The organism is Azospirillum endophyticum (assembly GCF_016595245.1).
In the GTDB taxonomy this organism is placed as follows: domain Bacteria; phylum Pseudomonadota; class Alphaproteobacteria; order Azospirillales; family Azospirillaceae; genus Azospirillum; species Azospirillum endophyticum.
Window position 1 is genome coordinate 575,773 of record NZ_JAENHM010000073.1, and the last position, 23,287, is coordinate 599,059.

The window sequence follows — 23,287 nt, forward strand, 5'->3', positions numbered from 1 at the left end:
CGCCGGATGGCGGCCTGATGTGAACGGCGTGCGGGGCTTATGGAGGCGGTCAGCTACATCATCCTCATCGGATCGACCCTGCTGATCGTCAGCGTGCTGACCAGCTATCTCGCCCTGCGGATCGGTGCGCCGCTGCTGCTGATCTTCCTCGGAATCGGCCTGCTGGCGGGCGAGGACGGGATCGGCCACATCTCGTTCAACGATGCCGGATCCGCCTTCCTGATCGGGTCGATGGCGCTGGCGGTGATCCTGTTCGAGAGCGGGTTCGATACCAAGCTCGCCAGCTACAAGGCCGCCGCCTGGCCGGCGATGACGCTGGCGACGGTCGGGGTGGCCGTCACCACCGGCGTGGTGGGGATCGCCGCCCATTACCTGATGGGGTTGGGCTGGGGAGAGGCGTTGCTGGTCGGGGCTGCATGCAGCTCCACCGATGCGGCGGCGGTCTTCTTCCTGCTGCGCGTCGGCGGCATCACCCTGCGCGACCGCGTCCGCTCCACGCTGGAGATCGAATCCGGCAGCAACGACCCGGTCGCCATCATGCTGACCATCCTGCTGGTCGAGGCGGCGACCCATGGCCTGGCCTCTCCCGTCGCCATCGTCGGCGAGCTGGTGCTGGCCTTCGCGCTGGGCGGGGTGATGGGGCTGGCCGGCGGCTGGCTGCTGGTGGCCTTCATCAACAAGGCGAATTTCGAGACCGGGCTCAATCCGGTGGTGACGCTGACCTTCGCCCTGTTCATCTTCGCCGCCACCAACGTCCTGGGCGGCAGCGGCTATCTCGCCGTCTATGCCGCCGGGCTCTATGCCGGCAATGTCAAGCTGCGCGGGGCGCTTGAGTTGCGGCGCTTCCATTCGGGTCTGACCTGGCTCAGCCAGATCGTCATGTTCGTGATGCTGGGCCTGCTCGCCACGCCGCGGGAGTTCGCCGGCATGATCCTGCCGGCGCTGGGCGTGGCGGTCGTGCTGATCGTTGTCGCCCGCCCCGCCGCGGTGTGGATGTGCCTGCTGCCCTATCGTTTTTCGGTGCGGGAGACCAGCTTCATCGCCTGGGTCGGGCTGCGCGGCGCGGTGTCGCTTCTTCTGGCGCTGGTGCCGGTGCTGGGCGGCCTGGAGAACGGGCAGCTGATCTTCAACACTGCCTTCATCGTCGTGGTCGTCTCGCTGCTGGTGCAGGGATGGACCATCGGCACCATGGCGCGCGCGCTGGAGTTGATCGTTCCGCCGCGTCGCGGCCCGGTGGAGCGCGTGGAACTCGAGCTTCCCGGCAACGCCGACCAGGAACTGGTGGCCTATACCGTCCATGCCAAGAGCCCGGCGGCACGCGGCCAGCGCATGCCGCGCTGGGCCAAGCCGTCGCTGATCATCCGGGCGGGCGCCGTGGTCCCGCTGCACAAGGCCAAGCCCTTGCAGCCCGGCGACCATGTCTATCTGTTCACGCCGCAGCACCGGCTGCCGCTGATCGACAAGCTCTATGGCGGCAGCCGGGCGCTCGACCAGAATGACCGGGAGTTCTACGGCGATCTGGTCCTGAGCCCAGACGCCACGGTGGAGCAGATCGCCGAGATGTACGGACTGCCGCTGTCGCTGCCCAACGCCCGGCTGACCTTGAGCGACCTGCTGCGCAACGAGTTCGGCGGCTCCTGCGAGTTGGGGGACCGGGTGCGCATGGGCGGGGTCGAACTGATCGTGCGCGACATGGACGAGAGCACCATCACTTCCGTCGGATTGGCGCTGGAACCCGCCCGGGTGACCAGCCGGCGGCGTCCGCTCTATCAGCGGATCGCCGATATCGGTGGGCGGCTGCACGGCTGGTGGAACGTGCAATCCTTCCGGCGCTGGAAACAGCGCGAGAAGCTGCGCGCATGCCGGCCGGCCACGCCGTCGCTGCCGGTGACGGAACCCGTGCACGACGAACGGATGGAAGGCCGGACCGAGATCTGAGGGCGGTCTATCGGTTATGCCCGGGCCGGGATGCGGCGATGGTGCGGCTGAGATAGATGACCGGTGCCAGCCCGACCAGCACGATCACCAGGGCGGGGAGGGCGGCGTCATCCAGCCGCTCGGTGGAGGCCATGCGGAAGGCCTCGATCGCCAGCGTGTCGAAGTTGAAGGGCCGCAGGATCATCGTCGCCGGCAGTTCCTTGGTGATGTCGACGAAGACCAGCATGGCGGCGCTGAGCAGGCTGGGGCGCAGCAGCGGCAGATGGACCCGGCGCAGCACCTGCAAGGGCGTGTGGCCGAGCGAGCGCGCTGCGCCCTCTAGGTTCGGGCCGATCTTGGCGAAACCGGATTCCAGCGGCCCGTAGGCAACGACGAAGAAACGGATCAGGTAGCCGTAGAGGATGCCGGCGATGGTGGTGCCGAGGATGGCGCCCATCGGCCAGCCGGTCCAGTCGCGCGTCAGGCCGACCGTGATCAGGATGCCGACGGCGATCACGGTGCCCGGCGTGGCATAGCCGAGCGAGGCGAGCCGTGCCGCTCCGGCGGCGAAGCCGCTGCGGTCGTGGCGCACCCCATGGATCACCATCAGCGCCACCACGACGACCAGCAGGGCTCCGCTGGCACCGAGGATGAAGGTGTTCACCGTCAGGTCGGTGAAGCGGGCGAGCGTCAGCTCCGTCCCGCCGCGCGGGATCATCCGGACCAGCACGGCTCCCGGCAGCAGGAAGCCGAACAGCACCGGCGTCAGGCAGACGATCCAGGCCAGCACCGTGCCGCGCGCCGACAGGCGCGGAGCGGGCAGGGCGCGGTAGCGGCCGGTGGTCTGGTGGAAGCGCATCCTGCCGCGCGACAGCCGCTCCAGCCCGACCAGCGCCAGCACCACCAGCAGCAGAACGGCGGCCAGCTGCGCCGCCGCTGCCGGATCGCCCAGTGCGAACCACGTGCGGTATATGCCGACGGTGAAGGTGTCGATGCCGAAGTAGCGGACCGCGCCGAAGTCGGCCAAGGTCTCCATCAGCGCATAGCCGACGCCGGTGACCAGCGCCGGGCGGGCCAGCGGCAGGGCGACGCGGCGGAAGGCTCCGAAGGCGGAACAGCCCAGCGTGCGGCTGGCTTCCAGCACGCAGACCGACTGTTCGAGGAAAGCGGCGCGGGTCAGCACATAGACGTAGGGGTACAGCACCGACGACAGCACCAGCCCGGCGCCCCAGGCGGTGTGGATCTCCGGGAACCAGTAATCGCCGCGCCGCCAGCCGAAGGTGGCGCGCAGGAAGGATTGCAGCGGTCCGGCGAATTGCAGGAAATCGGTGTAGGTATAGGCCAGCACATAGGCCGGCATGGCCAGCGGCAGCAGCAGCACCCATTGCAGGATCCCGCGGCCGCGGAAGTCGTGCATGGTGACGGTCCAGGCGCAGGCGACTCCGGTGACCAGCGTGACGGCGCCGACGATGCCCAGCAGGATCAGGGTGTTGAGGACGTATCCGGGGAGAACCGTCCGCGCCATGTGCCCCCACAGTTCGGTGGAGACGCCGGCCGACTGGACGAAGACGGCGAGGATCGGCAGGGCGATCAGCAGCGCGAGGACCAGGGCGGACAGGCCCGTCAGGCCGATGCGCGGCCACAGGCGGCGGAGAGAGAAGGACGGGGAGCCGGGGGACTTCGCGTCGGTCGCCATCGCCATGCGGAAACATCCTCGCATCGGTTCAAAAAAAGGGCGGTTCAAAAAAGAAGGCGGCGCCTGCTCCCTGTCAGGGGGGCAAGCGCCGCCGGTACTCTAACCTACATGCGAACCGTTATCAGCTGGCTTCGGCAGCGCGGGAGTGGCGCTTGCGCTCGTTCGGGTCGAGGTAGCGCTTGCGCAGGCGGATGGACTTCGGCGTCACCTCCACCAACTCGTCGTCGGAGATGTAGGACAGCGCCTTTTCCAGCGTCATCTGGATCGGCGGGGTCAGACGGACCGCCTCGTCCTTGCTGGTGGTGCGGATGTTCGTCAGCTGCTTGCCCTTGATGACATTGACCTCGAGGTCGTTGCCGCGGGTGTGCTCGCCGATGATCATACCCTGGTACACCGGCACGCCCGGATCGATCAGCATCGGACCGCGGTCTTCCAGATTCCACAGCGCATAGGCCACAGCGGTGCCGTCGGCGTTGGAGATCAGCACGCCGGTGCGCCGGGCGGCGATGGCGCCCTTGAACGGGGCATAGCCGTGGAACAGGCGGTTCATGATGCCGGTGCCGCGGGTGTCGGTCAGGAACTCGCCCTGATAGCCGATCAGGCCGCGCGACGGCGCATGGAAGACGATGCGGGTCTTGTTGCCGCCCGAGGGACGCATCTCGATGAGGTCGGCCTTGCGCTCCGCCATCTTCTGCACGACGGTGCCCGAGAACTCCTCGTCGACGTCGACGACGACTTCCTCGATCGGCTCCAGGCGCTGGCCGTTCAGCGGATCGGTCTTGAACAGCACGCGCGGACGGCTGATCGCCAGCTCGTAGCCCTCGCGACGCATCGTCTCGATCAGGATGCCGAGCTGCAGTTCGCCGCGGCCGGCCACCTCGAAGGCGTCGCCGCCCTCGGTGTCGGAGATGCGCAGCGCCACGTTGCCTTCCGCTTCGCGGAACAGGCGGTCGCGGATCATGCGGCTGGTGACCTTGTCGCCCTCACGGCCGGCCAGCGGGCTGTCGTTGACCGAGAAGGTCATCGCCAGGGTCGGCGGGTCGATCGGCTGGGCCGACAGCGGCTCGGAGACTTCCGGCGCGCAGATGGTGTCGGCCACCGTGGTGTTGGTCATGCCGGCCAGCGCGACGATGTCGCCGGCATGCGCCTCGTCGACCGGAACGCGCTCCAGCCCGCGGAAGGCCAGCACCTTGCTGATGCGGGCGTTCTCGATCAGCTTGCCGTCGCGGCTCAGCGACTTGACGGCCATGTTGACCTTGACCGAACCGGACAGGATGCGGCCGGTCAGGATGCGGCCCAGATACGGGTTCGCTTCCAGCGTGGTCGCCAGCATGCTGAAGGGCAGGTCTTCCACGACCTTCGGGGCCGGGACATGGTCGCGGATCAGCTCGAACAGCGGGGTCAGCGTCTCGCGGGCGCCGTTCTCCAGGTCCGTGGTCGCCCAGCCGTTGCGGCCCGAGGCGAACAGGGTCGGGAAGTCCAGCTGCTCGTTCGAGGCGTCGAGCGAGGCGAACAGGTCGAACACCTCGTCATGCACCTCGTGCGGACGGCCGTCGGGACGGTCCACCTTGTTGATGACGACGATCGGGCGCAGGCCGAGCTTCAGGGCCTTGCCCAGCACGAACTTGGTCTGCGGCAGCGGGCCTTCGGCCGCGTCGCAGAGCAGGACGACGCCGTCGACCATGGAGAGGATGCGCTCCACCTCGCCGCCGAAATCGGCGTGGCCGGGGGTGTCGACGATGTTGATGCGCAGGTCGTTCCACAGAACGGACGTGCACTTGGCCAGGATGGTGATGCCGCGCTCGCGCTCCAGATCGTTGGAGTCCATGGCGCGCTCGGCGACCTGCTGGTTCTCGCGGAACGAGCCGGCCTGCTTGAGGAGTTGGTCGACCAGCGTGGTCTTGCCGTGGTCGACGTGGGCGATGATGGCGACGTTACGGAGATTCATGGAGCCTTCGGTCTCGCAAGGGCACCCCCGACACGCAGCAGCGTCATGCCACAAACAACAAAAAGGCCCGCCGAAAGAAATCGGTGGGCGCTGTCGGGGAAACTGTTGCGGCGCAATATATGGATCCTCGGCAAAAACGCAAGCGCCGTGCCCTTTGGTCTAGGGCGAATTTCCGGGATGGAGCCATGCGTCAATGGGCCCTACATTGGGGGCGATGATCCGCTTCGCTTCCGCTTCCCGCCGCCGCGCCGCCGTTGCAACGAGGATTGCAGCCGCTCCGCTCAAGGCCCCCATCGCCGCTCCGCTGGTCGCCGCCCTGCTGTTTCTGGGGCCGGCGGGTGTCGGGCATGCCCAAGACTCGCCTCCCGACAGCATACCGGGTGCGGTGCCAGCGGTGGCGCCGGAGGCGGCTCCGCCGGACGAGGAGGTGCGGCCGACCGGCATCACCTATGAGGTGGACATCACCGGTGTCGAGGACGACGGCTTGCGCGGAACGCTGCGCGACGCCTCCACGCTGGTGGAGTTGAAGAACGACCATCCGCCCTCGCTGATCGGGCTGGAGCGGCGGGCCGACAGCGACCGCGACCGTCTGCAGACGGCCCTGCGCTCCGCCGGCTATTACGACGCCAAGCTGGACATCCGCATCGAGGATCCCGCCGCCGCCGGCACCCTGCCCGCGGGAGGAGAGCCGCCGCCGGTCAAGGTGACCGTGGTCGTGACGCCGGGGCCGCTCTATCACATCAAGACCGTGACCGTGCGCGGCACCAATGGATCCACGGGCGGCTCCACTTTGCCGAAGGAGGTCGCGACCGACGATCTCGGCCTCGCCGCCGGGGCGCCCGCGCTGGCGCAGAAGGTGCTGGATGCCGAATCGGAACTGGTCGGCCGGTTGAGCAAGCGCGGCTACGCCTTCGCCAAGGCCTCCGACCGCGAGGTGGTGGTCGACCATTCCGACCACACGATGGACGTCGCCTACACCGTCGATCCCGGCCCGCTCACCCGCTATGGGGCCACCCGGATCGAAGGGCTGGAGAAGGTCGACGAGGAGTTGGTGCGCGGGCGTCTCGCCTGGACGGAAGGGCAGGTCTTCGATCCCGCCGCCACCGACCGGGCGCGCCAGGACATCGCCGCCCTCCAGGTCTTCGACACCGTCCGCGTGCGGATGGCGGAGGAGCCGGGGCCCGACGGCGTGACGCCGGTCATCGTCACGGTCAGCGAGCGCAAGCGTCGCTTCATCGGCGGCGGCGTCAGCTACTCGACCGAGGACGGGGTCGGCGCCAATACCTATTGGGGCCACCGCAACCTGTTCGGCGGAGCGGAACAGCTGCGCGTCGGCGTCGATGTCGGGCGAGTCGCCGGCTCCTCCGGCGGCAGTTCCAGCAAGGGCAACGACCTGCCCGACCTGCGCTTCAGCGTCAATTTCCGCAAGCCCGACTTCCTGGCGGTGAAGCAGTCGCTGGTGGTCAATTTCGCGGTGGTGAACGACCAGCCGCCGGCCTACAGCCGCGTCGCGTCGGAACTGACGGTCAAGCTGGAGCGGCCGCTGACCGACCAGCTGACCGTCAGCTACGGGGTGACCGGCGAACGGGGGCGGGTGAGGACGGAGGACACCACCTACCAGACCTCCTTCATCGGCGTGCCGCTGGGGGCGGCCTGGAACGGCACCGACAACCTGCTGAACCCGACCTCCGGCCAGCGGGCGTCGCTGCAGGTGACGCCGTGGTTCCCGGTGGGCGGCGATACCAAGTCGCCCTTCACCTCGGTGCTGTTCAACGGCTCCACCTATTACGACCTCGGCAATGACGGGCGCTATGTCGCCGCGGGCCGGATCGGCTTGGGCAGCATCCTCGGCACCTCGCTGACCGACATCCCGCCCGATCACCGCTTCTATGCCGGCGGCGGCGGATCGGTGCGCGGCTACGGCTTCCAGAAGGCCGGGCCGCGCGACCGCTACGACGATCCCGTCGGCGGCCGGTCGTTGTTCGAGATCGGGGCGGAACTGCGCATCAAGGTGACGGAGAGCATCGGCATCGTCCCCTTCGTCGATGCCGGCACGGTCTATGATTCGGCCTATCCCGACTTCAGCGAACCGCTGCGCGTCGGCGGCGGGCTGGGCCTGCGCTATTACACCGACTTCGGCCCCCTGCGCGTGGATGTCGGCGTCCCCTTCAACCCCGCCAGCGGCGATTCGCGCTGGCAGCTGTATCTCAGCCTGGGGCAGGCGTTCTGATGACGCAATTTCGTCCCAATCCCGCGGGACGATGACCGTTTATTGCGGTTAGGACATGGGGTGACTGGTGAGAGGGCATGGTGTGAGGGCGGTTCGTTTCCTTCTGGTCGGTCTGACGATCCTTGCCGGTCTCCTTGCCGGTCCGCAGCCCGCAAGGGCCTTTTCGTTGTTCGCCGGCGATTCCGCGCGCGACTGGCTGACCGGGAAGATCGAGGGGGCCGTCGAATCGCCGGACATGCACCTGAAGCTGGGCGCCATCGAAGGCAGCATCCCCACCGATTTCACCATCGCCACCGTCACGCTGGCCGACAGCCAGGGCGTCTGGCTGACCATCGACCGGCTGCATGTGGTGATGTCGCCATCCGCCCTGTTCATGCGCAGCGCCAAGATCGATTCGCTGGAGGCGGCATCCGTCGTGGTGACCCGTGCCCCGGTCAGCACCCAGCCGGCATCGCCGTCCGATCCCAACGCGCCGCTGCTGCCAAGCCTGCCGGTCGACATCGACCTGAAGAAGCTGCTGGTGGAGCGGCTGGAGCTGGCTCCGGCTCTGCTGGGTGAACAGGCGGTGCTGCGCATCGCCGGCGCCCTGGCGCTGGAGCATAGCGGCGGGGCGCTGAACGCCAACCTGTCGGTGGCGCGGATCGACGACAAGCCCGGCAAGGCCGATCTGGTCGCTGCCTTCGATCCCGGCAAGAACACGCTCAACCTCTCGGTCGATGCCTCGGAACCGGCAGGCGGCGTCATGGCCCGCGCGCTGTCGATGCCCGGCCTGCCGCCGGTCGCACTAACGCTCAAGGGCGACGGCACCCTCGACGACTGGACCGGCAAGCTGACCGCCATGGCCGGCGAAGCTGCGGCGCCCACCGGCGCCCTGAACGCCGACGCCACCATCAAGAAGGTGCCGGAGGGGCATGCCCTGACGCTGGCGGCGGGCGGCAACTTCGCGCCGCTGATCGCCGGTCTCGCCGGCGATGCGGTGACGCCGCTGATCGGTCCCAGCCCCGTTCTGAACGCGACCGTTCTGCGGGCGCAGTCCGGCGCCATCAGCCTGCGTCCGCTGGCACTGACCGTCGCCGCAGCGAACGCGACGGTGAACGGCGATGTCGCCGCCGACTACAAGAGCCTGAACCTGCGCTGGACCTTGCAGGCCGGCCCCGACTCCACCCTGCACCCGCTGGTGCCGTTGTCCTGGCGTGAAGGCGTGGTCGAGGGCTCCGCCGAAGGGACCTTGAACGCGCTGAACCTCGCGGTGAACGCCACCCTGCGCGACCTTGCCGCCGACGATACTGCGTTGTCCGGCCTCACCGGGCCGGAAACGACCCTGGCCGCCCGGGCGCAGATTGATGCCGGCAGCGGCCAGATCGGTTTGGAGACGCTGGCGCTGACCGCTGCCGCCGCGCGGGCCGAGGCGAAGGGAAGCATCGACGGCTGGGGCCGGACGGTGGACCTCACCCTCGACGCGAGCGCCGCCGACCTCGCCCCGTTGTCCGGTCTTGCCGGGAGGCCGCTGGCAGGGGCGGTGGCGTTGAGTGGGCCGGTGAAGCGCGGTGCCGACGGCACCTTGGCCGCCGATCTGACCGGAAGTCTCGACCGGCTTTCCACCGGCACCCCGGCCGACGCCGTTCTGGGCGACAAGGCGACGCTGGCGCTCGGTGCCCGGATGGAGCCGGACGGCGCCATGCGGCTGACCGACCTGACGATCGACGGCCGCAACGGCAAGCTGACCGGCAATGCCGCGCTGGCGCAGAACCGGGTCGATGCCCGGACCCTTCTGACGGTGGCGAAGCTGGAGCCGCTGGGCGGTGCGCTCGGCACGCCGCTGGAGGGGGCTGCGACGCTGGAGGCGACCGTCCGCGGTCCGCTCGACGCCATCGAGGCGCAGGCGACGCTGAATGCGCGCGACCTCGTGGTGCAGGGCCGCCGACTGGGCGCCACGGAAGTGAAGGCGACCGCTGCCGGCCTGCCTGCCACCCCGAACGGCACGGTGTCGGCACGCACCACCCTGGACAAGACGCCGCTGTCGGTGGACGGGCGCTATGCGCTGCGCGACCAGACGCTGCGGCTCGATGGGCTGACCGTCGCCAACGGGCCCAACCGCATCACCGGTCAGGCACAGGTGGCGCTCGACACGCTGCTCGCCACCGGGCGGCTGGACGGCAAACTGCCCAACCTGAACGGCCTGTCGGAACTGGCGGGGATGCCGCTTCGCGGCGGCGCGAGCTTTACCCTGGCGCTCGACGGCAAGGGTGGTAAGCAGGCGGCCAACCTGACGGCCGAGGCTGGCGACCTGCGGGTCGAGGGAGACGGCGGACCGTTGCTGACCGCCCGCCGCCTGACCGCGAAGGCCGATGTCGCCGACGCGCTCGGCACCCCCAGCGGCAAGGCACGGGTGGAGATGACCGACGGCAATGCCGCCGGCAACGATCTGCGCAGCGTCGTCGCCTCCGTCGACGGGTCGCCGGCGAAAGCCGGCTTCCAGGTCAATGCCTCGGGTACCGGCGCGCAGCCGATCGCCCTCGATCTGGCCGGCGCGCTGGCGCGGGAGGGCGAGGTGATGCGCATCCGCCTCGACCGGTTGCAGGCGCGCTATGCCGGGGAAGAGTTGCGGACGACCGCCCCGGCGACCATCCTGCTGGCCGAGCGCCGCTATGAAGTGAAGGAATTGCGGCTGGCGTCGGGCAACGCCCGGATTGCCGCCGATCTCGGGCTGAACGGCGAGCGGCTGAGCGGGGAACTGACCGTCGATCGCCTGCCTCTGGCCCTGGCGAAGCTGGCCAGCCCGACGCTGCTGCTCGACGGCGTCGCCAACGCGAAGGCATCGCTGGCCGGCACGCTGCGCAGCCCGCGTGCCGACGCCACCCTGCGGATCAGCGGGCTGAAGGCGCAGCAGACCACCCAGGCCGGGCTGCCCGGCATCGACGCCACGCTGGATGCCCAGTGGCGTGACCGCCGCCTGTCGCTGACCAGCCGGATCGCCATGCCGAAGAATGCCGGCACGCTGACCGCCAACGCCGCCTTGCCGCTGGTGATGGACCCCAACAGCTACGCCGTCGGCGTTCCGCCCAACGGGGCTCTGGAGGCGGCGGTCGACGGCACGATCGACCTGTCGCTGGCGAACGACCTGCTCGCCGCATCCGGCGACCGGGCCCGCGGAGCGCTGCGGCTGGACGTGCGGGCCGGCGGGACGGTGGCCAAGCCGTCGCTCGGCGGGTCGGTGGTGCTGGCGAACGGACGCTACGAGAATCGGGCGTCCGGGGCCGTCATCACCAACATCGAGGCACGGCTGGCCGGCGACGGCGACGTCTTCACCATCCAGAGCTTCCGCGGCCGGACCCGCAACGGCGGTGCCATCAGCGCCAGCGGCGTCATCCGTCCGGCCGCTCCCGCCGACCGTCAGCTCGACATCGCGCTGCAGGCCGACAATGCCCGTTTGCTGGAGATCGATCTGGTGACGGCGGAGATCGGGGCCAACCTGACCCTGACGGGCGGCTTCGCCAACGCCCGGCTGGCCGGTCCGGTGGACATCCGCCGCGCCGAACTCCAGGTGCCCGACCGCATGCCCGCCAATGTCGTCGACCTGAAGGTGACGGAGGTCGGCAAGGGCCGCCGCGCCCGTGGGACGACGCAGGTGTCGACCGCCGGCGGCACCCGCCGCGTGCCGCAGCCGCAGGATGCGCCGCCCGCCGCGACGCCCTTCGTGCTGGCACTGGACATGACGGTGAATGCGCCGAACCAGATCTTCGTGCGCGGCCGCGGGCTGAACGCGGAACTCGGCGGCAACCTGCGCGTGCGCGGCACCGCCGCGGCGCCGGAAGTGACGGGCCGCTTCACCATCCTGAAGGGCAGCCTGAACCTGTTGGCGAAGAATTTCGAGTTCAAGCGCGGCATCTTCGACTTCGACGGAACCCAGCCCATCGATCCACGGCTCGACCTGCTGGCGGAGGCGACGGCCAACGGCATCACCGCCGACGTCGTGGTCAGCGGCACGGCGCGCCAGCCGAAGATCGAACTGACCTCTCCGCAAGGACTGCCGCAGGATGAGGTTCTGGCCGGCGTCCTGTTCGGCAAGTCGGTGGGCGACCTCAGCGCGGCTGAGGCGGTTCAGCTGGCGCAGTCGGCGGCGGCTCTGGCGGGGGTCGGCGGCGGTGGCGGCGGCATCCTCGACAAGGTGCGCCAGGGCCTCGGCGTCGACCGGTTGGACTTCACCCAGGGCGAGAACGGCAAGGGCGGAGCCGTTCAGGCCGGCCGTTATGTCAGCGACCGCGTCTATGTCGGCGTCGAGCAGGGCATCGGCGCCAATCAGAGCCGGGCGAAGGTCGAGATCGACATCACCAAGAACCTGAAAGGGACCGCGTCGGTCGGTGCCAACTCCGAGACCAAGTTCGGGGTGGTGTACGAAAAGGATTATTGAGGAACGACGCATGACGGGGGGCGGCCCTGCCGCCTTCCTGCCGCCGGTCCCTCTGCTTCCCGCCTCTCTATCTCCCTACGGCGATCCGCGCATGCGACGGCACCGGTACGATACCGTCGACCGCCTGCGCCGCGAACCGCCGGGCGATGTCCGCCTCAAGCCTTTCGCGTCGTCCGGCAGTCAAGTCCGCCAGGCGATGGCCGAAGCTCATGTCCAGGGCGGCGCGCCAGAATGGCTGGCCGGCCGGCGCCTTGCGCACCGGGGTCAAGTCGGTTTCCGATGTTTCGGCAAAGCCGGCGCGGCGCATCACCCCGGCAAGCAGGCCGGGCTCCGCGAAGCGGAACAGCGGGTCGAGACTGCCGTCCTCGCCCAGATGTTCGGCCACCGCGTCGCCGATCTCCGCGAACAGACCGTTGCCGGCACGCGGTCCCCACACCATGAAGGCGGCCCTGCCGCCGGGGCGCAGGACGCGCCGCACCTCACGCAGCGCGGCCTCGACCGCCGGTACGAACATGATGCCGAAGCGGCAGGTCACGCCGTCGAACGCAGCGTCGGCGAAGGGCAGGGCGGTCATGTCGGCGGCGGTGAAGGCGGGCGCCGGCCCCTCCACGCCACGGGCACGGCGGACGGCACCGGCCATCATGCCGGGGACGAGGTCGCTGCCGACCACCAGCCCGCCGGGGCCGACCCGGCGGGCGGCGCTCAGCGCCGGCTCGCCCGCGCCCGACGCAAGGTCGAGCAGCCGGTGGCCTTCCGCCAGTCCGGCGGCGTCGAGAAGGGGGCGGTTCAGCTTGTCGGCCAGATCGGCCATCGGATCGGCCCAGCGGTCCCAGGCGTCGGCGCTGGCGGCCCAGCGCTCGCGTTCACGGGCGGCGTCCGGATGCGCGATGTCGTGATCCGTGTTCCCGGTCAATGGAGAAGCCTTATCGTGCCGGCCATGCGCTTGACCGTGTCGGCATCGGTCAGCCTTTCGCCCAGCGCCGACAGGTCGTCGGTCAGCTTGCGGTTGGCTTCGGTCAATTGCTGGATGCGGGTCTGCGCCGCCTGCTGCTGCTGGGAAATGGTCGCCACCGTCTCCGTCAGCTTGCGGATCTGCTGGGACTGGCGGGCCGCCGCCTCGTTCAGGCCGCGTCGGATCGACCCGACGGCCACCAGCACGACGAGGCTGATGGTCACGCCGGCCGCGATGGCGACGATGCTGATCCCGGTGAACCAGTCCATGGGCGGAAAGCTTCCGCCCATTTCACCAAGCGGTCAAGCAGCCTTGCAATCCGGGAATGCAACCGACCCGACGCCAGGGTCGGCGTCGGGTCCGCATCGTCGCAACGGTGTCAGGGACAGGGGAAAGGTCCGGCGGTCAGCCCACCGAGCCGCTCACCGGACGCTCCGCCTTCATGCGCAGGTCCTTCAGGTGGTCGCCGAAGGCGCGCAGGACCGGCATGATGCGCTGGGTCTGGTCGGAGGTGACGTGGGCATCCGTCTTCAGCACGATGGTCGGCGCCTCTGCCATCAGGCGCTTGGCGCGCATCGGGCCGACCTTGTCGTCGAGGAACATGGCCATGCCCATCAGAATGCCCAGCGTGACGTCGTCCGGAGCCTTGGGCAGGGCCAGGACTTCATGAAGCTCGTTCAGCAGCGTGTAGGCGACGATGGAGGTGCGTTCGATGGTGTCGACGTCGGCGGCCATGGGCATCGGGCAGGTCCTCGGGAAACGTTCGGATGAAACGTTGCAGGTGAGACGCTGGCGGGTGACGCGGGAAGGCGTCCTAAAGGTCGCCAGCACTTGCGAAATCCGTCGTTCCCCAAGGGTAATCGTCACTTTATAACCAAAGTGTTAACCAAGCGCCCGTCGAGTCGCCCGAGTCGCATTTTTCCGAGTCGCAATCTCCCGTTCTCAGCGTTTTCCGCTGCTGCGCGTCCTGGTCGAAAGCGACAGCTCGGCAACCTCCTCTCGCGCGGTGCTGACGAGCCCGGCCGATTGGACGATGCCGCGGTTGAAGGGATGATAGGTCTGCGCGTAGACGCTGCGGATCTTGGTCACGTAGTCCTGGGTTTCGCGGTAGGGCGGGATGCCCTTGTATTGAAGAACCGCTCCTTCGCCGGCGTTGTAGCCGGCCAGGGCATAGGCGATGTTGCCGTCGAAATAGGCCAGCAGCCAGCGCAGGTACTTCATGCCGCCGCGCAGGTTCTGTTCGGCGTTGAAGGGATCGGTGACACCGAAGCGTTCGGCCGTCTCCGGGATCAGCTGCATCAGTCCCTGGGCGTTCTTGTTCGAGACGACGTCGACGCGATAGCCGGACTCCACTGCGATCACCGCCAGCACCAACTCGGGATCGAGGCCGTAGGTGGGCGCCATCTTCTGCACCATGGCGCGGATCTCGGCGGGCGGCTTGCGGATGATGCCCCAGCGCAGGTTGGGCGGTTCGCAGCGGTCGGGCATCTTCACCTTGGTCTCGCCGCCGCCGACCAGCCGTTCCGCCTGCTCGTTGCCGAGTGACGCGGCCTTGCGCAGCCAAGCACGGCCAAGGTCGGCATCCTTGGACACACCGCCCAACCCGGCCATATGCATGCGCCCGGCCATCAATGCCGCGTCGGCGTAGTCCTGGCGCGCCGCACGGCAGTAGAGCGATAAGGCCAACCGGGGATCGGCTTTCACCCCGTCGGCCCGCTCGTAATGCTGCGCCAGTTCATACTGGGCACGGGCACTGCCCTTGTTGGCCAGAGTTTCCAGAATGGCGACCGTCTTTTCAGCGATGCCGGCATTCGCAGGCGCCGTCGCCAGCAGGCCGGGCAGGAGCAGCGCCGCGGTCAGTGCGGCCATTCGCGCAAAGCGGGTTCCCTGTCCACCTTTGCGCCGGAAAATTGCCGGAGCGCGCGGCGCGGACGGTGTACCGCAAAGGTTTGTGTGGCCTTGCACGGGACCCCCCTGTATGATTTTCTTCGAGATTTCGGAGATCGACAAAAGGTCGGAGACAGAACCCTCAAGGAGGGCGTCACCATATCCCTCCGGTCTGCTCTCCAGCGTGGCGGCATAAGCCGAAATGGAAGGGCGCCTGACGGGTAATACGTCGTCGTAAGTACTTGATGTGGCGCCGCCAGTAAAAAATATATAGACCGATCGACAAATGCCGGTCGGTCTTTTTCTTTTCACGTTGGTCATGCGTCCTCCAATCGAGATGGAGAGATAGCGAAAGACCAAATTTTACGCCAATGCCCGAACGGTGATCATGCTGGAATACACGGGGTACTCTGGGGGTTAACCGCACCCATTGTATGAGCCATTAGCCTTTTTCCCAGCTGGCAGCTCCTTTGTACGCTCATTACGTACGGATCGGGCCAGACAATCGGCCGCAAATTCGACGGCCCCGGACGCAGGGATATTTCCGACGTCCGGGGCCTTCGCGCCGGAGGCCCCGGCCTCGCCGGCCGCAACCAAGATGCGGATGGCGAGACTGCGGCGAACGGCATTGAAGGAGGCATCGTTTCACCGATGGCGAACCACGTCGCGACCACCGTGAGCCACCGAATGCACCACCCGGCCTTGGCCGAGCCGGTGACGTTCGGCGCCGAGGCCGTTGGCCGGACCCGCTCGGGCGGCCTGCCGACGTATACTGACCAGGAAACCGCCGACGCCGGGATGGAGACCCATTTGACTGTCCATGCGGAGGCCAAGCGGGCCGAAGCCAGCACCGAGACCGATGACGCCGATGCCAGCACCGAGACCGTGCTGGCCGATGCCGAAGACGAGTTCCGGCCCGATCCCAACGCTCCGCCCGATCCCGCGGTGATCCGCCAGATCGAGGAGGAAATCCCACGCCTGCGCCGTTTCGCCCGCGCCATGGTGCGCGATGCCACGCTGGCCGACGATCTGGTGCAGGAGTGTCTGGAGCGCGCGCTGTCCCGCCTGCATCTGTGGAGGCCCGGTACCAACCTCCGCGCCTGGCTGTTCACCATCCTGCGCAACCTGCACATCAACGGCGTGCGGCGGCGCCAGCCGGTGGTCGACATCGATGCGGAGGCTCAAGCCGCCATCGGCGCCGCTCCTGGTTCCCAGTTCGTCCGGATGGAGCTGCGCGACCTGCGCCGCGCGCTGGCCCTGTTGCCGAACGAGCAGCGCGAGGTCGTTCTGCTGATCGGCTTGGAGGGCATCTCCTACAACGAAGCGGCCGACATCCTGGGCATCTCCATCGGAACGGTGAAGTCACGCCTGTCACGTGGCCGCCGCGCCTTGAGGCTGCTGATGGAAGGTCAGGATCCGTCGGACGACGCCGACGCCTGAACGTTCGTCCTGGGAAACATAAAAATTTGCGGGGTGCCCGGTCGCCGGGCGCCCCGCTTTCGTTCCGGCACGCCGCGATCGGAGGACGGCTTCGGGCAAAAAGAATGGCGGCGCCCGGGTGGGACGCCGCCGGAGGCGGGGACGGTCGAAGCGCGTACCGAGCCCGCCGGCCCGGACGGCGCCTCTGGAGGAGAGAGTGCCGCAGCGTCAGGAGACGCCTCGATCAACCGGTCGATCCGCCCATGGTTCCTCCCCGTGAAAGAACATCCTGAACGAGGGAGGGCCTGGACGGAACGTCCGGCCGGGTTGCCGTGCTACCGTCGCCGGACCAGCCCCATGATCAGGCTGATGGCGAACAGGACCAGGAACAGGAAGAACAGGATCTGCGCGATGCCGGAGCTGGCCGACGCGATCCCACCGAATCCGAGCGCGCCGGCGATCAGCGCGATGACGAAGAAAACGAGAGCCCAATAGAGCATCATACCCTCCCTCGCTGAGCCGAATGGTCGTCAAGGACTGCCGGCGTCGCGCATGAGACAAGTCGTGGCCGCACCCGCCGTTCCATCGTCTCCGCACCCGGAACCCTGCCTGATCGGCAAGTCGCCCCAAGGTGACGGTAAGCACAGCCGGTACGGCGGCATTCGAAGACCAGAACGCTGCCGTCGGCGTGATGTTCCCGGTTCCCGATGGGCCGGAGTATCGGGCGGCCAGTCTACTGGTGCCGACTGGCATTTATGCAACAACCACGCGGCCAAGGTGTTTCCCTGATCTCGAGGCCCCGCATTCCACGGGGAGAGCGCCGACAGCAGGAGAGGACCCAATGAAGACCCGATTGATCCTGGCGGCCGTGGCCGCTTCGTTCGCGGCGGCACCGGCCGCGATGGCGCAGCAGAGCTATTCCCAAAGCTACGCCGGTTCCCAAAGCCATTCGGGCGCCTATTCCGGCAGCACGGGTGGCGACATGTCCGGATCGACGGCCATGGGGTCGGCCGGTTCCGCGGGCCGGACGGCTTCGGTCACCGCCGCACGCCGTGGCTCGGGACAAAAGCCGATCGAGTTGCAGCAGACGACGTTGCTGAACCAGCTCAGCGCGGCCGGCTATGTATCGGTGCGCGACTTCCGCAAGGACGGGCAGCGGTACGTCGCCAGCGCGTTGACCCGCCAGGGCGAATGGACGACCGTGGTCCTCGACCCGCGCAATCCCACCACGAACCCGACCGCCGCTCCGGTCCGTTGAGTTCAATTCAGCAGGTGAGACCATGTGCCGGTGAGGCGACCGACGCCTCCCGGCACGCGAAGGTCGTAGAGCGGCAGGGGCTGCCGCAATCGCTGCCCCGCATCACGCCCCAGGGTGCGGACCGCCGTCTCCACCGTGCCGCCGACCGGCATCCATCCCGACGTGGCGAGCGGCACCACCAATGACAGCCCCCAATCCATTCGCCCGCCGAACCGGCTCTGGGCGCCGTCCGGCCCCTCGGTCCAGGTCGCATGGGCGGTGAGGCCGATGCCTCCATCGAAGCGGCGCATCACCTCCACCGTTCCACCCCAGTCGCCGCCGAGATAGCGGCCCAGCCGCAGCGCGGTGGTGGTGGCGGCACCGGGGGCCTCCCAATAGAGGCTGGCCTGACCGGTGCCGCGCGCATCGCCGCGGTCGACGGCGAACAGGCTTTCCGGCCGCCGCTTCCAGACCTGATTGAGGTCGAGGCCGAGGGCCCAGCGGGCGGTGAGCGGCTGGAACAGAGCCTCCGCGCCGATGCCTCCATACATTTCCTCCATGTGTCCGGCGGACAGCCGCGTGGTCAGCCCATCCATCGGCCGGGCGAGCCAAGCCGCATAGGCATGGTCGAGGGACAGCGGGCGGTCGGCATAGCGGGGCAGGTCGCTGCGCACCGGCTGTGCCGCCGGCAAGGCGTTGGTGTCCAGGAATTGCAGATCGCTGGCTGCGTTGACGCGCAGGCCGCCGCCCAGCACCAGCCCCCGCAGCGGTTCCGCCCGCAGCATCACGTCGGTGTGGGTGCGCTGGGCCAGCGCCGTTCCCAGTTCCGCCAGATCGAAGCTGGCGACCAGCCGGGTGGACAGATCCAGTCTTGGGCGCCAATGCGGCGGCGGCTCGTCCGCCGGGTCGACCCGGGTGGTGCGCCAGATCTCTTCCGCACTGCCGCGCTGGCCGGCGGCGCGCTCCAGGTCGCGGCGCAGCAGGGTGGCGGCGGCCGTGTCGAGCCCGGCGGTGGCGGTGACGACGCGCAGCCGCTCGACCTGCGGCGGGGCGAGGTCGGCCAGAAGGCGGGCGGCGTCGCCGACCTCGCGCGCCAGCGGCATCCGCCCGCCGCCGGCCGGATCGAGCCAGAGGGTCGCGGTTTCCCCGTCGATCCGGACGGCGCGAACGGGCAAGCCCCGGCTGCGGGCCACCAGGGCGATGGCGTCGGCCGACAGGGAAGCGCCATCCGATGGGCGCGGCCCGACCACGGGAGGAGGTTGGTCGGGGCGGTCGGCATCCACCGCCGGATCGAAGCGGACCGACAGCCGCAGCATCAGCCGCCTTCCCTGCTCGTAAGCAGCCCCCAGGTCGGCCCAGGATGCCGGACGCCAGGACAGGCCGAGGCTGTAGCGGCTGCCCGGAGCGAATCCCGGCTCGTCCTGCCGCTGGGCGCGGAAACGGTCGCCGGACGACTCCAACTTCAGGCTCAGCCCGTCGACGGGGGTGTGCCATTCGACGCCGCCGAACAGCGCGATCCGTTCGCCGCCGAACCACGCCTTCGGACCGCGGGTGGTCGGCCAGGAGGACGGATCGCGATCGCGATGGAAACGGCCACCCAGGAAGCGCAGCGGGTTGCGCAGATGCCCGGCTTCCCCCAGCGTGCCCCATCCCATGCCGAGCGTCAGGTCGAGATCCCGCCAGCGTCGTGTCAGGGCGATGTATTCACCGGCGAAACGCCCTTTTCCCGGCAGGTCCAGCCCCGATCCGGTGACGTCGCGTCCGCCGACCACCAAGGCCGGTCCACGCTCGTCCTCGCGCCGCAGGCGGACCTTGAGGTCGAGGCCGGGCTCGGTGAGGCCGTAATAGCCGGGATAGGCGCTGTTGCGTGCGGTGACTTCCAGCCAGGGCAACGGCTGGGCGGAGATCGTATAATGGCGGTGCAGGTCGCCGAGCGCCGTCAGTCCGCCGCTCATCGAGCCGTCGGGTGCCATCCGTGCGTTCGGCATCTGCAGCAGCCCTACGGCGCCCCAGTCGGACAGGCTGTAACGCGCCTCGTCTGCGAAGACGGAGGACGGGAAAGCCGCGAGAAGGACGAGAAAGGCGTATCTGCGCACGCATCGATCGCGAAGAGTCGGATTGATGGTCCGATCCTTCGCGCATCATTCGTATGAATGCAACCGGAAAGACGTGCCGCTTTCCGTCGTTACGGTGCTTCGATCACTTCGAAATCGTGGGTGATGGCCGCGGTCTGGCCCAGCATGATGGAGGCGGAGCAGTATTTCTCCGCCGACAGGGCAATGGCCCGCTCTACCTTGGCCGGGTCCAGCTTGCGGCCGGTGACGGTGAAGTGGACGTGGATCTTGGTGAAGACCTTCGGGTCGGTGTCGGCCCGCTCGGCCTCGATGGCGGCGACGCAGTCGGTGATCTGCTGGCGGCCCTTTTCCAGGATCATCACCACGTCGAAGCAGGTGCAGCCGCCCATGCCGATCAGCAGCATCTCCATCGGGCGGACGCCGGCGTTGCGGCCGCCCGATTCCGGAGCGCCGTCCATCACCACGGCATGGCCGCTTCCGGATTCGCCGACGAACATCTTGCCGTCCACCCAGGTGACGCGCGCCTTCATGACCATTTCCTCCGTTCACGGTTGATGTCGGTGACCGCGCGAAGCTAGGCGCCGCGGGGGATCGGTGCAAGAGGGGGGCTTGCCGGGGCAGGGCGGTGCGCCCAGAGTTGTTGCACCGCGACGAATTCCAGACGACGAAGGCCTTCCAACCATGCCGCACGGACATTCCCATGGCGGTTCCTCCCATGCGCCCGACGCCCACTCCTCTCATGCCGGGCACGATCACGGCGCCCATCACCACCACGGTCCGGCACGCTACGACCGCTCCTTCGCGCTCGGGGCGCTGCTGAACATCGGCTTCGTGGTGGTGGAGGCCGTCTATGGACTGCTCGCCAACTCAACCGCGCTGCTGGCCGATGCCGGGCACAATCTCAGCGACGTGATGGGGCTTCTGCTGGCCTGGGGGGCCGCAGGGCTGGGGCGCCGGATCCCGAAGGGGCGCTACACCTACGGCTTTGGCAACGCGTCGATCCTGGCCTCGCTGGCGAATGCGATGATCCTGCTGATCGCCGTCGGCGCCATCCTGCTGGAGGCGGCCAACCGCTTGGCCGCGCCGGAGCCGGTGGGGGAGACGACGGTCATGGCGGTGGCGGTGGTCGGCATCGTCATCAATGCCTGGACCGCTTGGCTGTTCATGGGGGGCCAGAAGCAGGACATCAACCTGCGCGGAGCCTATCTGCACATGGCGGCGGACGCGGCCGTATCGCTGGGCGTCGTGGTGGCGGCCCTGGCGATCCGCTTCACCGGCTGGCTGTGGCTCGACCCGGCGACCAGCATCGTCATCGCGCTGGTCATCATCGCCGGCACCTGGGGTCTGCTGCGCGATTCGGTACGGCTGGCGATGAGTGCGGTGCCCGACGGCATCGATCTGCCGGGGGTGGAAGGCTATCTGGCCGGCTTGCCCGGTGTCGCCGCCGTGCATGACCTGCACATCTGGCCGATCAGCACGACGGAAACCGCCCTGACCGCCCATCTGGTCCGCCCCGGAATGGTCCAGGACGACGCCCTGCTGCTGGAAATCTCATCGGTGCTGAAGGATCGCTTCGGCATCGGCCACGCCACCATCCAGGTGGAGCATGACGGCAGTTGCTGCCGCCTTGCCCCGGCGGACGTGGTCTGATCCAGGAGGCCTAGCGGTTTTCTAGGCTTGCTCGCGGGCGAGGCGGCGGGCGTTGGCACGCACCTTGCGGTAGGCCGGGTTCATGCTGGCTGCGGCAAGTGCGGCCGTCGCCTCGATCAGGCGCAGGTTGGCGTGGATGCCGGCATCGACGGCCTCGGTCAGGAGGCGCTGCTGGACGTCGACGATCTCGATCGGATTCTTGCAGGTGGCGAGGCCGCCGATGGTCGCCGCTGCGGCCTGGGTCTGCTTGGTGAGCATGGTGACCCAGGCCTGCCCGAATTCGCCGATGCCGGTGGCGACGGCATGGAAGGCCTCAACCGCCGCCTCGACCTTCTCCGAGCCCATCCGGATGAATTCCGGATTGGCGAAGTCGATGGGATTGGACAGCGCCGCCGTCATCATCGCGGTGCGATAGCCGATGGTCTGTGCCGCCGCGACGCCCATTTCGCTGCCGCGAAGGCCGGTCTTGGTGAACTGGCCCGCCACCGCGAGAAGCCTGTCGGTGGGATGGCCATTGCCGGCATTCTGCTTTGTCATGGGCGTCGCCCCTCTCTCGGAAATCGTTGCCGGAACCCGGCCGCAGCATCAACGCTGCACTGCAGCATAAGTTCCGGGACGATCTTTACGCCTCGGCGAGGGCGCGGTCGAGATCTTCGATGATGTCCTGGGGGTCCTCGAGACCAACGGACAGGCGCAGCAGGCCGGGTTCGATCCTGGCGGCGATCTTTTCCTCGTCCGTCAGCTTGGAATGGGTGGTGGTGGCGGGATGGGTGATCAGGCTTTTCGAATCGCCCAGATTGTTGGAGATCATCACCATACGCAGGCCGTTCAGCGCGTTGAACGCCTCGGTCTTGCCGCCCTTCAGGAAGACCGACAGCATGTTGCCGCCGCCGGTCATCTGCTTGCGCACCAGGTCATATTGCGGATGGCTGGGCAGCAGCGGGTAGAGCACCTGGGCGACCTTGGGATGGCTTTCCAGGAACTCCGCGACCTGGAGCCCGGCCGCCGATTGGGCATGGACGCGCAGTTCCAGCGTCTCCATGCCCTTCAGCAGCAGCCAGGCATTGAAGGGGGAGATGGTCGGGCCGGTGTTGCGCAGGAAGGGGTGGATGACTTCCGCCGCGTATTTCCTGTCCTTGGCCAGGATGACGCCGCCCAGGCACCGGCCCTGGCCGTCGATGTGCTTGGTCGCCGAATAGATGACGACGTCGGCACCGAACTCGAACGGGCGCTGCAGCACCGGGGTGGCGAAGGCATTGTCGGCGACGACCACCGCGCCCGCCTTGTGGGCGAGATCGCAGACCGCTTGCAGGTCGACGACTTCGAGCCCGGGGTTCGACGGGGTTTCCAGGAAGACCGCCTTGGTCGGCTTGGACAGCGCCTCTTCCCATTCCGTCAGGTTGGTGCCGTCGACGAACACCGCTTCGATGCCGAAGCGGCCGCACAGCTCCTTGAGGATCCAGTAGCAGGAGATGAAGAGCGCCCGGGGCGCCACCACGCGGTCGCCGGTGCGCAGGCCGCTCATCAGCGCGCCATGCACGGCAGCCATGCCGCTCGAGGTGGCATAGGCCCATTCGGCGCCTTCATACTCGGCCAGCCGGTCCTCGAACATCGCCGAGGTCGGGTTGCGGAAGCGCGAATAGACGTGGCGCGAGCCGTCGTTGGCGAAGGCGTTCTCCGCCTCCTCGGCCGAGCCGTAGACGAAGCCGGAGGTCTGGTAAAGCGCCTCGCAGGTTTCGTCGAACTGCGAGCGGCGGATGCCGCCATGGACCAGCTTGGAGCGGGGGCGCAGCCCCGCGACATTCGGATTGCGATGATCGGTGCGCGACATTCCGCGACTCTCCCCTGATGATCGCCGGTGGGGC

The 23,287-nt window shown here is 68.4% G+C and carries 17 protein-coding genes; 6 read left to right on the forward strand and 11 right to left on the reverse strand.

Going from position 1 to position 23,287, the window contains the following annotated elements:
* The first annotated feature begins 39 nt into the window (after positions 1–39).
* Entirely contained in the window at positions 40–1,938 is a 1,899-nt protein-coding gene (locus JHL17_RS29610) for a potassium/proton antiporter (protein WP_200198208.1), read from the forward strand.
* A gap of 7 nt (positions 1,939–1,945) precedes the next feature.
* Here the strand turns inward: JHL17_RS29610 and JHL17_RS29615 are convergent, their stop codons facing one another.
* Entirely contained in the window at positions 1,946–3,619 is a 1,674-nt protein-coding gene (locus JHL17_RS29615; protein ID WP_200198209.1) for an ABC transporter permease, read from the reverse strand.
* 115 nt (positions 3,620–3,734) lie between these two features.
* On the reverse strand, positions 3,735–5,561 hold the full coding sequence (gene typA, locus JHL17_RS29620) for a translational GTPase TypA (RefSeq protein WP_200198210.1): 1,827 nt from the start codon (positions 5,559–5,561) through the stop codon (positions 3,735–3,737).
* Between the two features lie 193 nt (positions 5,562–5,754).
* Here typA and JHL17_RS29625 point away from each other — a divergent pair, with 193 nt between their 5' ends.
* The gene (locus tag JHL17_RS29625; RefSeq protein ID WP_247893886.1) at positions 5,755–7,791 is read left to right on the forward strand and encodes an autotransporter assembly complex protein TamA; all 2,037 of its coding nucleotides are present in this window, start codon (positions 5,755–5,757) and stop codon (positions 7,789–7,791) included.
* A 166-nt stretch (positions 7,792–7,957) separates the two neighbouring features.
* A complete protein-coding gene (locus JHL17_RS29630; RefSeq protein ID WP_247893887.1) occupies positions 7,958–12,202 on the forward strand; it encodes a translocation/assembly module TamB domain-containing protein in 4,245 nt (1,414 codons plus the stop codon).
* 67 nt (positions 12,203–12,269) lie between these two features.
* Here JHL17_RS29630 and JHL17_RS29635 read toward each other — a convergent pair whose 3' ends face one another.
* The 4 genes from JHL17_RS29635 to JHL17_RS29650 all read right to left on the reverse strand — a co-directional run bounded on the left by JHL17_RS29635 (position 12,270) and on the right by JHL17_RS29650 (position 15,023).
* Complete coding sequence (locus JHL17_RS29635) at positions 12,270–13,115, reverse strand: class I SAM-dependent methyltransferase (RefSeq protein ID WP_247893888.1); 846 nt, start codon at positions 13,113–13,115, stop codon at positions 12,270–12,272.
* The gene (locus tag JHL17_RS29640) at positions 13,112–13,423 is read right to left on the reverse strand and encodes a hypothetical protein (protein WP_200198211.1); all 312 of its coding nucleotides are present in this window, start codon (positions 13,421–13,423) and stop codon (positions 13,112–13,114) included. Before JHL17_RS29640 ends, JHL17_RS29635 begins: the two co-directional genes overlap by 4 nt.
* A gap of 136 nt (positions 13,424–13,559) precedes the next feature.
* Positions 13,560–13,895 carry a hypothetical protein gene (locus JHL17_RS29645; protein ID WP_200198212.1) on the reverse strand — a complete coding sequence of 112 codons (336 nt, stop codon included), beginning with the start codon at positions 13,893–13,895 and terminating at the stop codon, positions 13,560–13,562.
* 201 nt (positions 13,896–14,096) lie between these two features.
* Complete coding sequence (locus JHL17_RS29650; protein ID WP_211113583.1) at positions 14,097–15,023, reverse strand: lytic transglycosylase domain-containing protein; 927 nt, start codon at positions 15,021–15,023, stop codon at positions 14,097–14,099.
* Between the two features lie 669 nt (positions 15,024–15,692).
* Between JHL17_RS29650 and JHL17_RS36825 the strand changes: the two genes are divergently transcribed.
* Positions 15,693–16,481 (forward strand): RNA polymerase sigma factor, encoded by a 789-nt coding sequence (locus tag JHL17_RS36825; RefSeq protein ID WP_211113584.1) that lies wholly within the window; start codon positions 15,693–15,695, stop codon positions 16,479–16,481.
* 314 nt (positions 16,482–16,795) lie between these two features.
* Here JHL17_RS36825 and JHL17_RS29660 read toward each other — a convergent pair whose 3' ends face one another.
* Positions 16,796–16,960 carry a DUF1328 domain-containing protein gene (locus JHL17_RS29660; protein WP_042689062.1) on the reverse strand — a complete coding sequence of 55 codons (165 nt, stop codon included), beginning with the start codon at positions 16,958–16,960 and terminating at the stop codon, positions 16,796–16,798.
* Positions 16,961–17,301: 341 nt separating this feature from the next.
* Between JHL17_RS29660 and JHL17_RS29665 the strand changes: the two genes are divergently transcribed.
* Entirely contained in the window at positions 17,302–17,718 is a 417-nt protein-coding gene (locus JHL17_RS29665) for a hypothetical protein (protein WP_200198213.1), read from the forward strand.
* 2 nt (positions 17,719–17,720) lie between these two features.
* Here the strand turns inward: JHL17_RS29665 and JHL17_RS29670 are convergent, their stop codons facing one another.
* Positions 17,721–19,793, reverse strand: a complete 2,073-nt coding sequence (locus JHL17_RS29670) for a YjbH domain-containing protein (protein WP_200198214.1) — start codon at positions 19,791–19,793, stop codon at positions 17,721–17,723.
* Between the two features lie 89 nt (positions 19,794–19,882).
* A complete protein-coding gene (locus JHL17_RS29675; RefSeq protein WP_200198215.1) occupies positions 19,883–20,302 on the reverse strand; it encodes an OsmC family protein in 420 nt (139 codons plus the stop codon).
* Between the two features lie 151 nt (positions 20,303–20,453).
* Between JHL17_RS29675 and JHL17_RS29680 the strand changes: the two genes are divergently transcribed.
* Positions 20,454–21,422, forward strand: coding sequence for a cation diffusion facilitator family transporter (locus tag JHL17_RS29680; RefSeq protein ID WP_200198216.1), 969 nt, complete (start codon positions 20,454–20,456; stop codon positions 21,420–21,422).
* Between the two features lie 21 nt (positions 21,423–21,443).
* On the opposite strand, the gene JHL17_RS29685 is transcribed toward JHL17_RS29680, so the two are convergent.
* The gene (locus JHL17_RS29685; protein WP_200198217.1) at positions 21,444–21,959 is read right to left on the reverse strand and encodes a phasin family protein; all 516 of its coding nucleotides are present in this window, start codon (positions 21,957–21,959) and stop codon (positions 21,444–21,446) included.
* A gap of 85 nt (positions 21,960–22,044) precedes the next feature.
* Positions 22,045–23,253 carry an O-succinylhomoserine sulfhydrylase gene (gene metZ / locus JHL17_RS29690; RefSeq protein WP_200198218.1) on the reverse strand — a complete coding sequence of 403 codons (1,209 nt, stop codon included), beginning with the start codon at positions 23,251–23,253 and terminating at the stop codon, positions 22,045–22,047.
* Positions 23,254–23,287: the final 34 nt, after the last annotated feature.

What these genes read in the sequence shown, in the direction of transcription:
- JHL17_RS29610 (WP_200198208.1), top strand. Translation starts at nt 40, where the DNA reads ATGGAGGCGGTCAGCTACATCATCCTCATCGGATCGACCCTGCTGATC.
- JHL17_RS29615 (WP_200198209.1), bottom strand. Translation starts at nt 3,619, where the DNA reads ATGGCGATGGCGACCGACGCGAAGTCCCCCGGCTCCCCGTCCTTCTCT.
- typA (WP_200198210.1), bottom strand. Translation starts at nt 5,561, where the DNA reads ATGAATCTCCGTAACGTCGCCATCATCGCCCACGTCGACCACGGCAAG.
- JHL17_RS29625 (WP_247893886.1), top strand. Translation starts at nt 5,755, where the DNA reads ATGGGCCCTACATTGGGGGCGATGATCCGCTTCGCTTCCGCTTCCCGC.
- JHL17_RS29640 (WP_200198211.1), bottom strand. Translation starts at nt 13,423, where the DNA reads ATGGACTGGTTCACCGGGATCAGCATCGTCGCCATCGCGGCCGGCGTG.
- JHL17_RS29645 (WP_200198212.1), bottom strand. Translation starts at nt 13,895, where the DNA reads ATGCCCATGGCCGCCGACGTCGACACCATCGAACGCACCTCCATCGTC.
- JHL17_RS29650 (WP_211113583.1), bottom strand. Translation starts at nt 15,023, where the DNA reads ATGGCCGCACTGACCGCGGCGCTGCTCCTGCCCGGCCTGCTGGCGACG.
- JHL17_RS36825 (WP_211113584.1), top strand. Translation starts at nt 15,693, where the DNA reads ATGGCGAACCACGTCGCGACCACCGTGAGCCACCGAATGCACCACCCG.
- JHL17_RS29660 (WP_042689062.1), bottom strand. Translation starts at nt 16,960, where the DNA reads ATGCTCTATTGGGCTCTCGTTTTCTTCGTCATCGCGCTGATCGCCGGC.
- JHL17_RS29665 (WP_200198213.1), top strand. Translation starts at nt 17,302, where the DNA reads ATGAAGACCCGATTGATCCTGGCGGCCGTGGCCGCTTCGTTCGCGGCG.
- JHL17_RS29675 (WP_200198215.1), bottom strand. Translation starts at nt 20,302, where the DNA reads ATGAAGGCGCGCGTCACCTGGGTGGACGGCAAGATGTTCGTCGGCGAA.
- JHL17_RS29680 (WP_200198216.1), top strand. Translation starts at nt 20,454, where the DNA reads ATGCCGCACGGACATTCCCATGGCGGTTCCTCCCATGCGCCCGACGCC.
- JHL17_RS29685 (WP_200198217.1), bottom strand. Translation starts at nt 21,959, where the DNA reads ATGACAAAGCAGAATGCCGGCAATGGCCATCCCACCGACAGGCTTCTC.
- metZ (WP_200198218.1), bottom strand. Translation starts at nt 23,253, where the DNA reads ATGTCGCGCACCGATCATCGCAATCCGAATGTCGCGGGGCTGCGCCCC.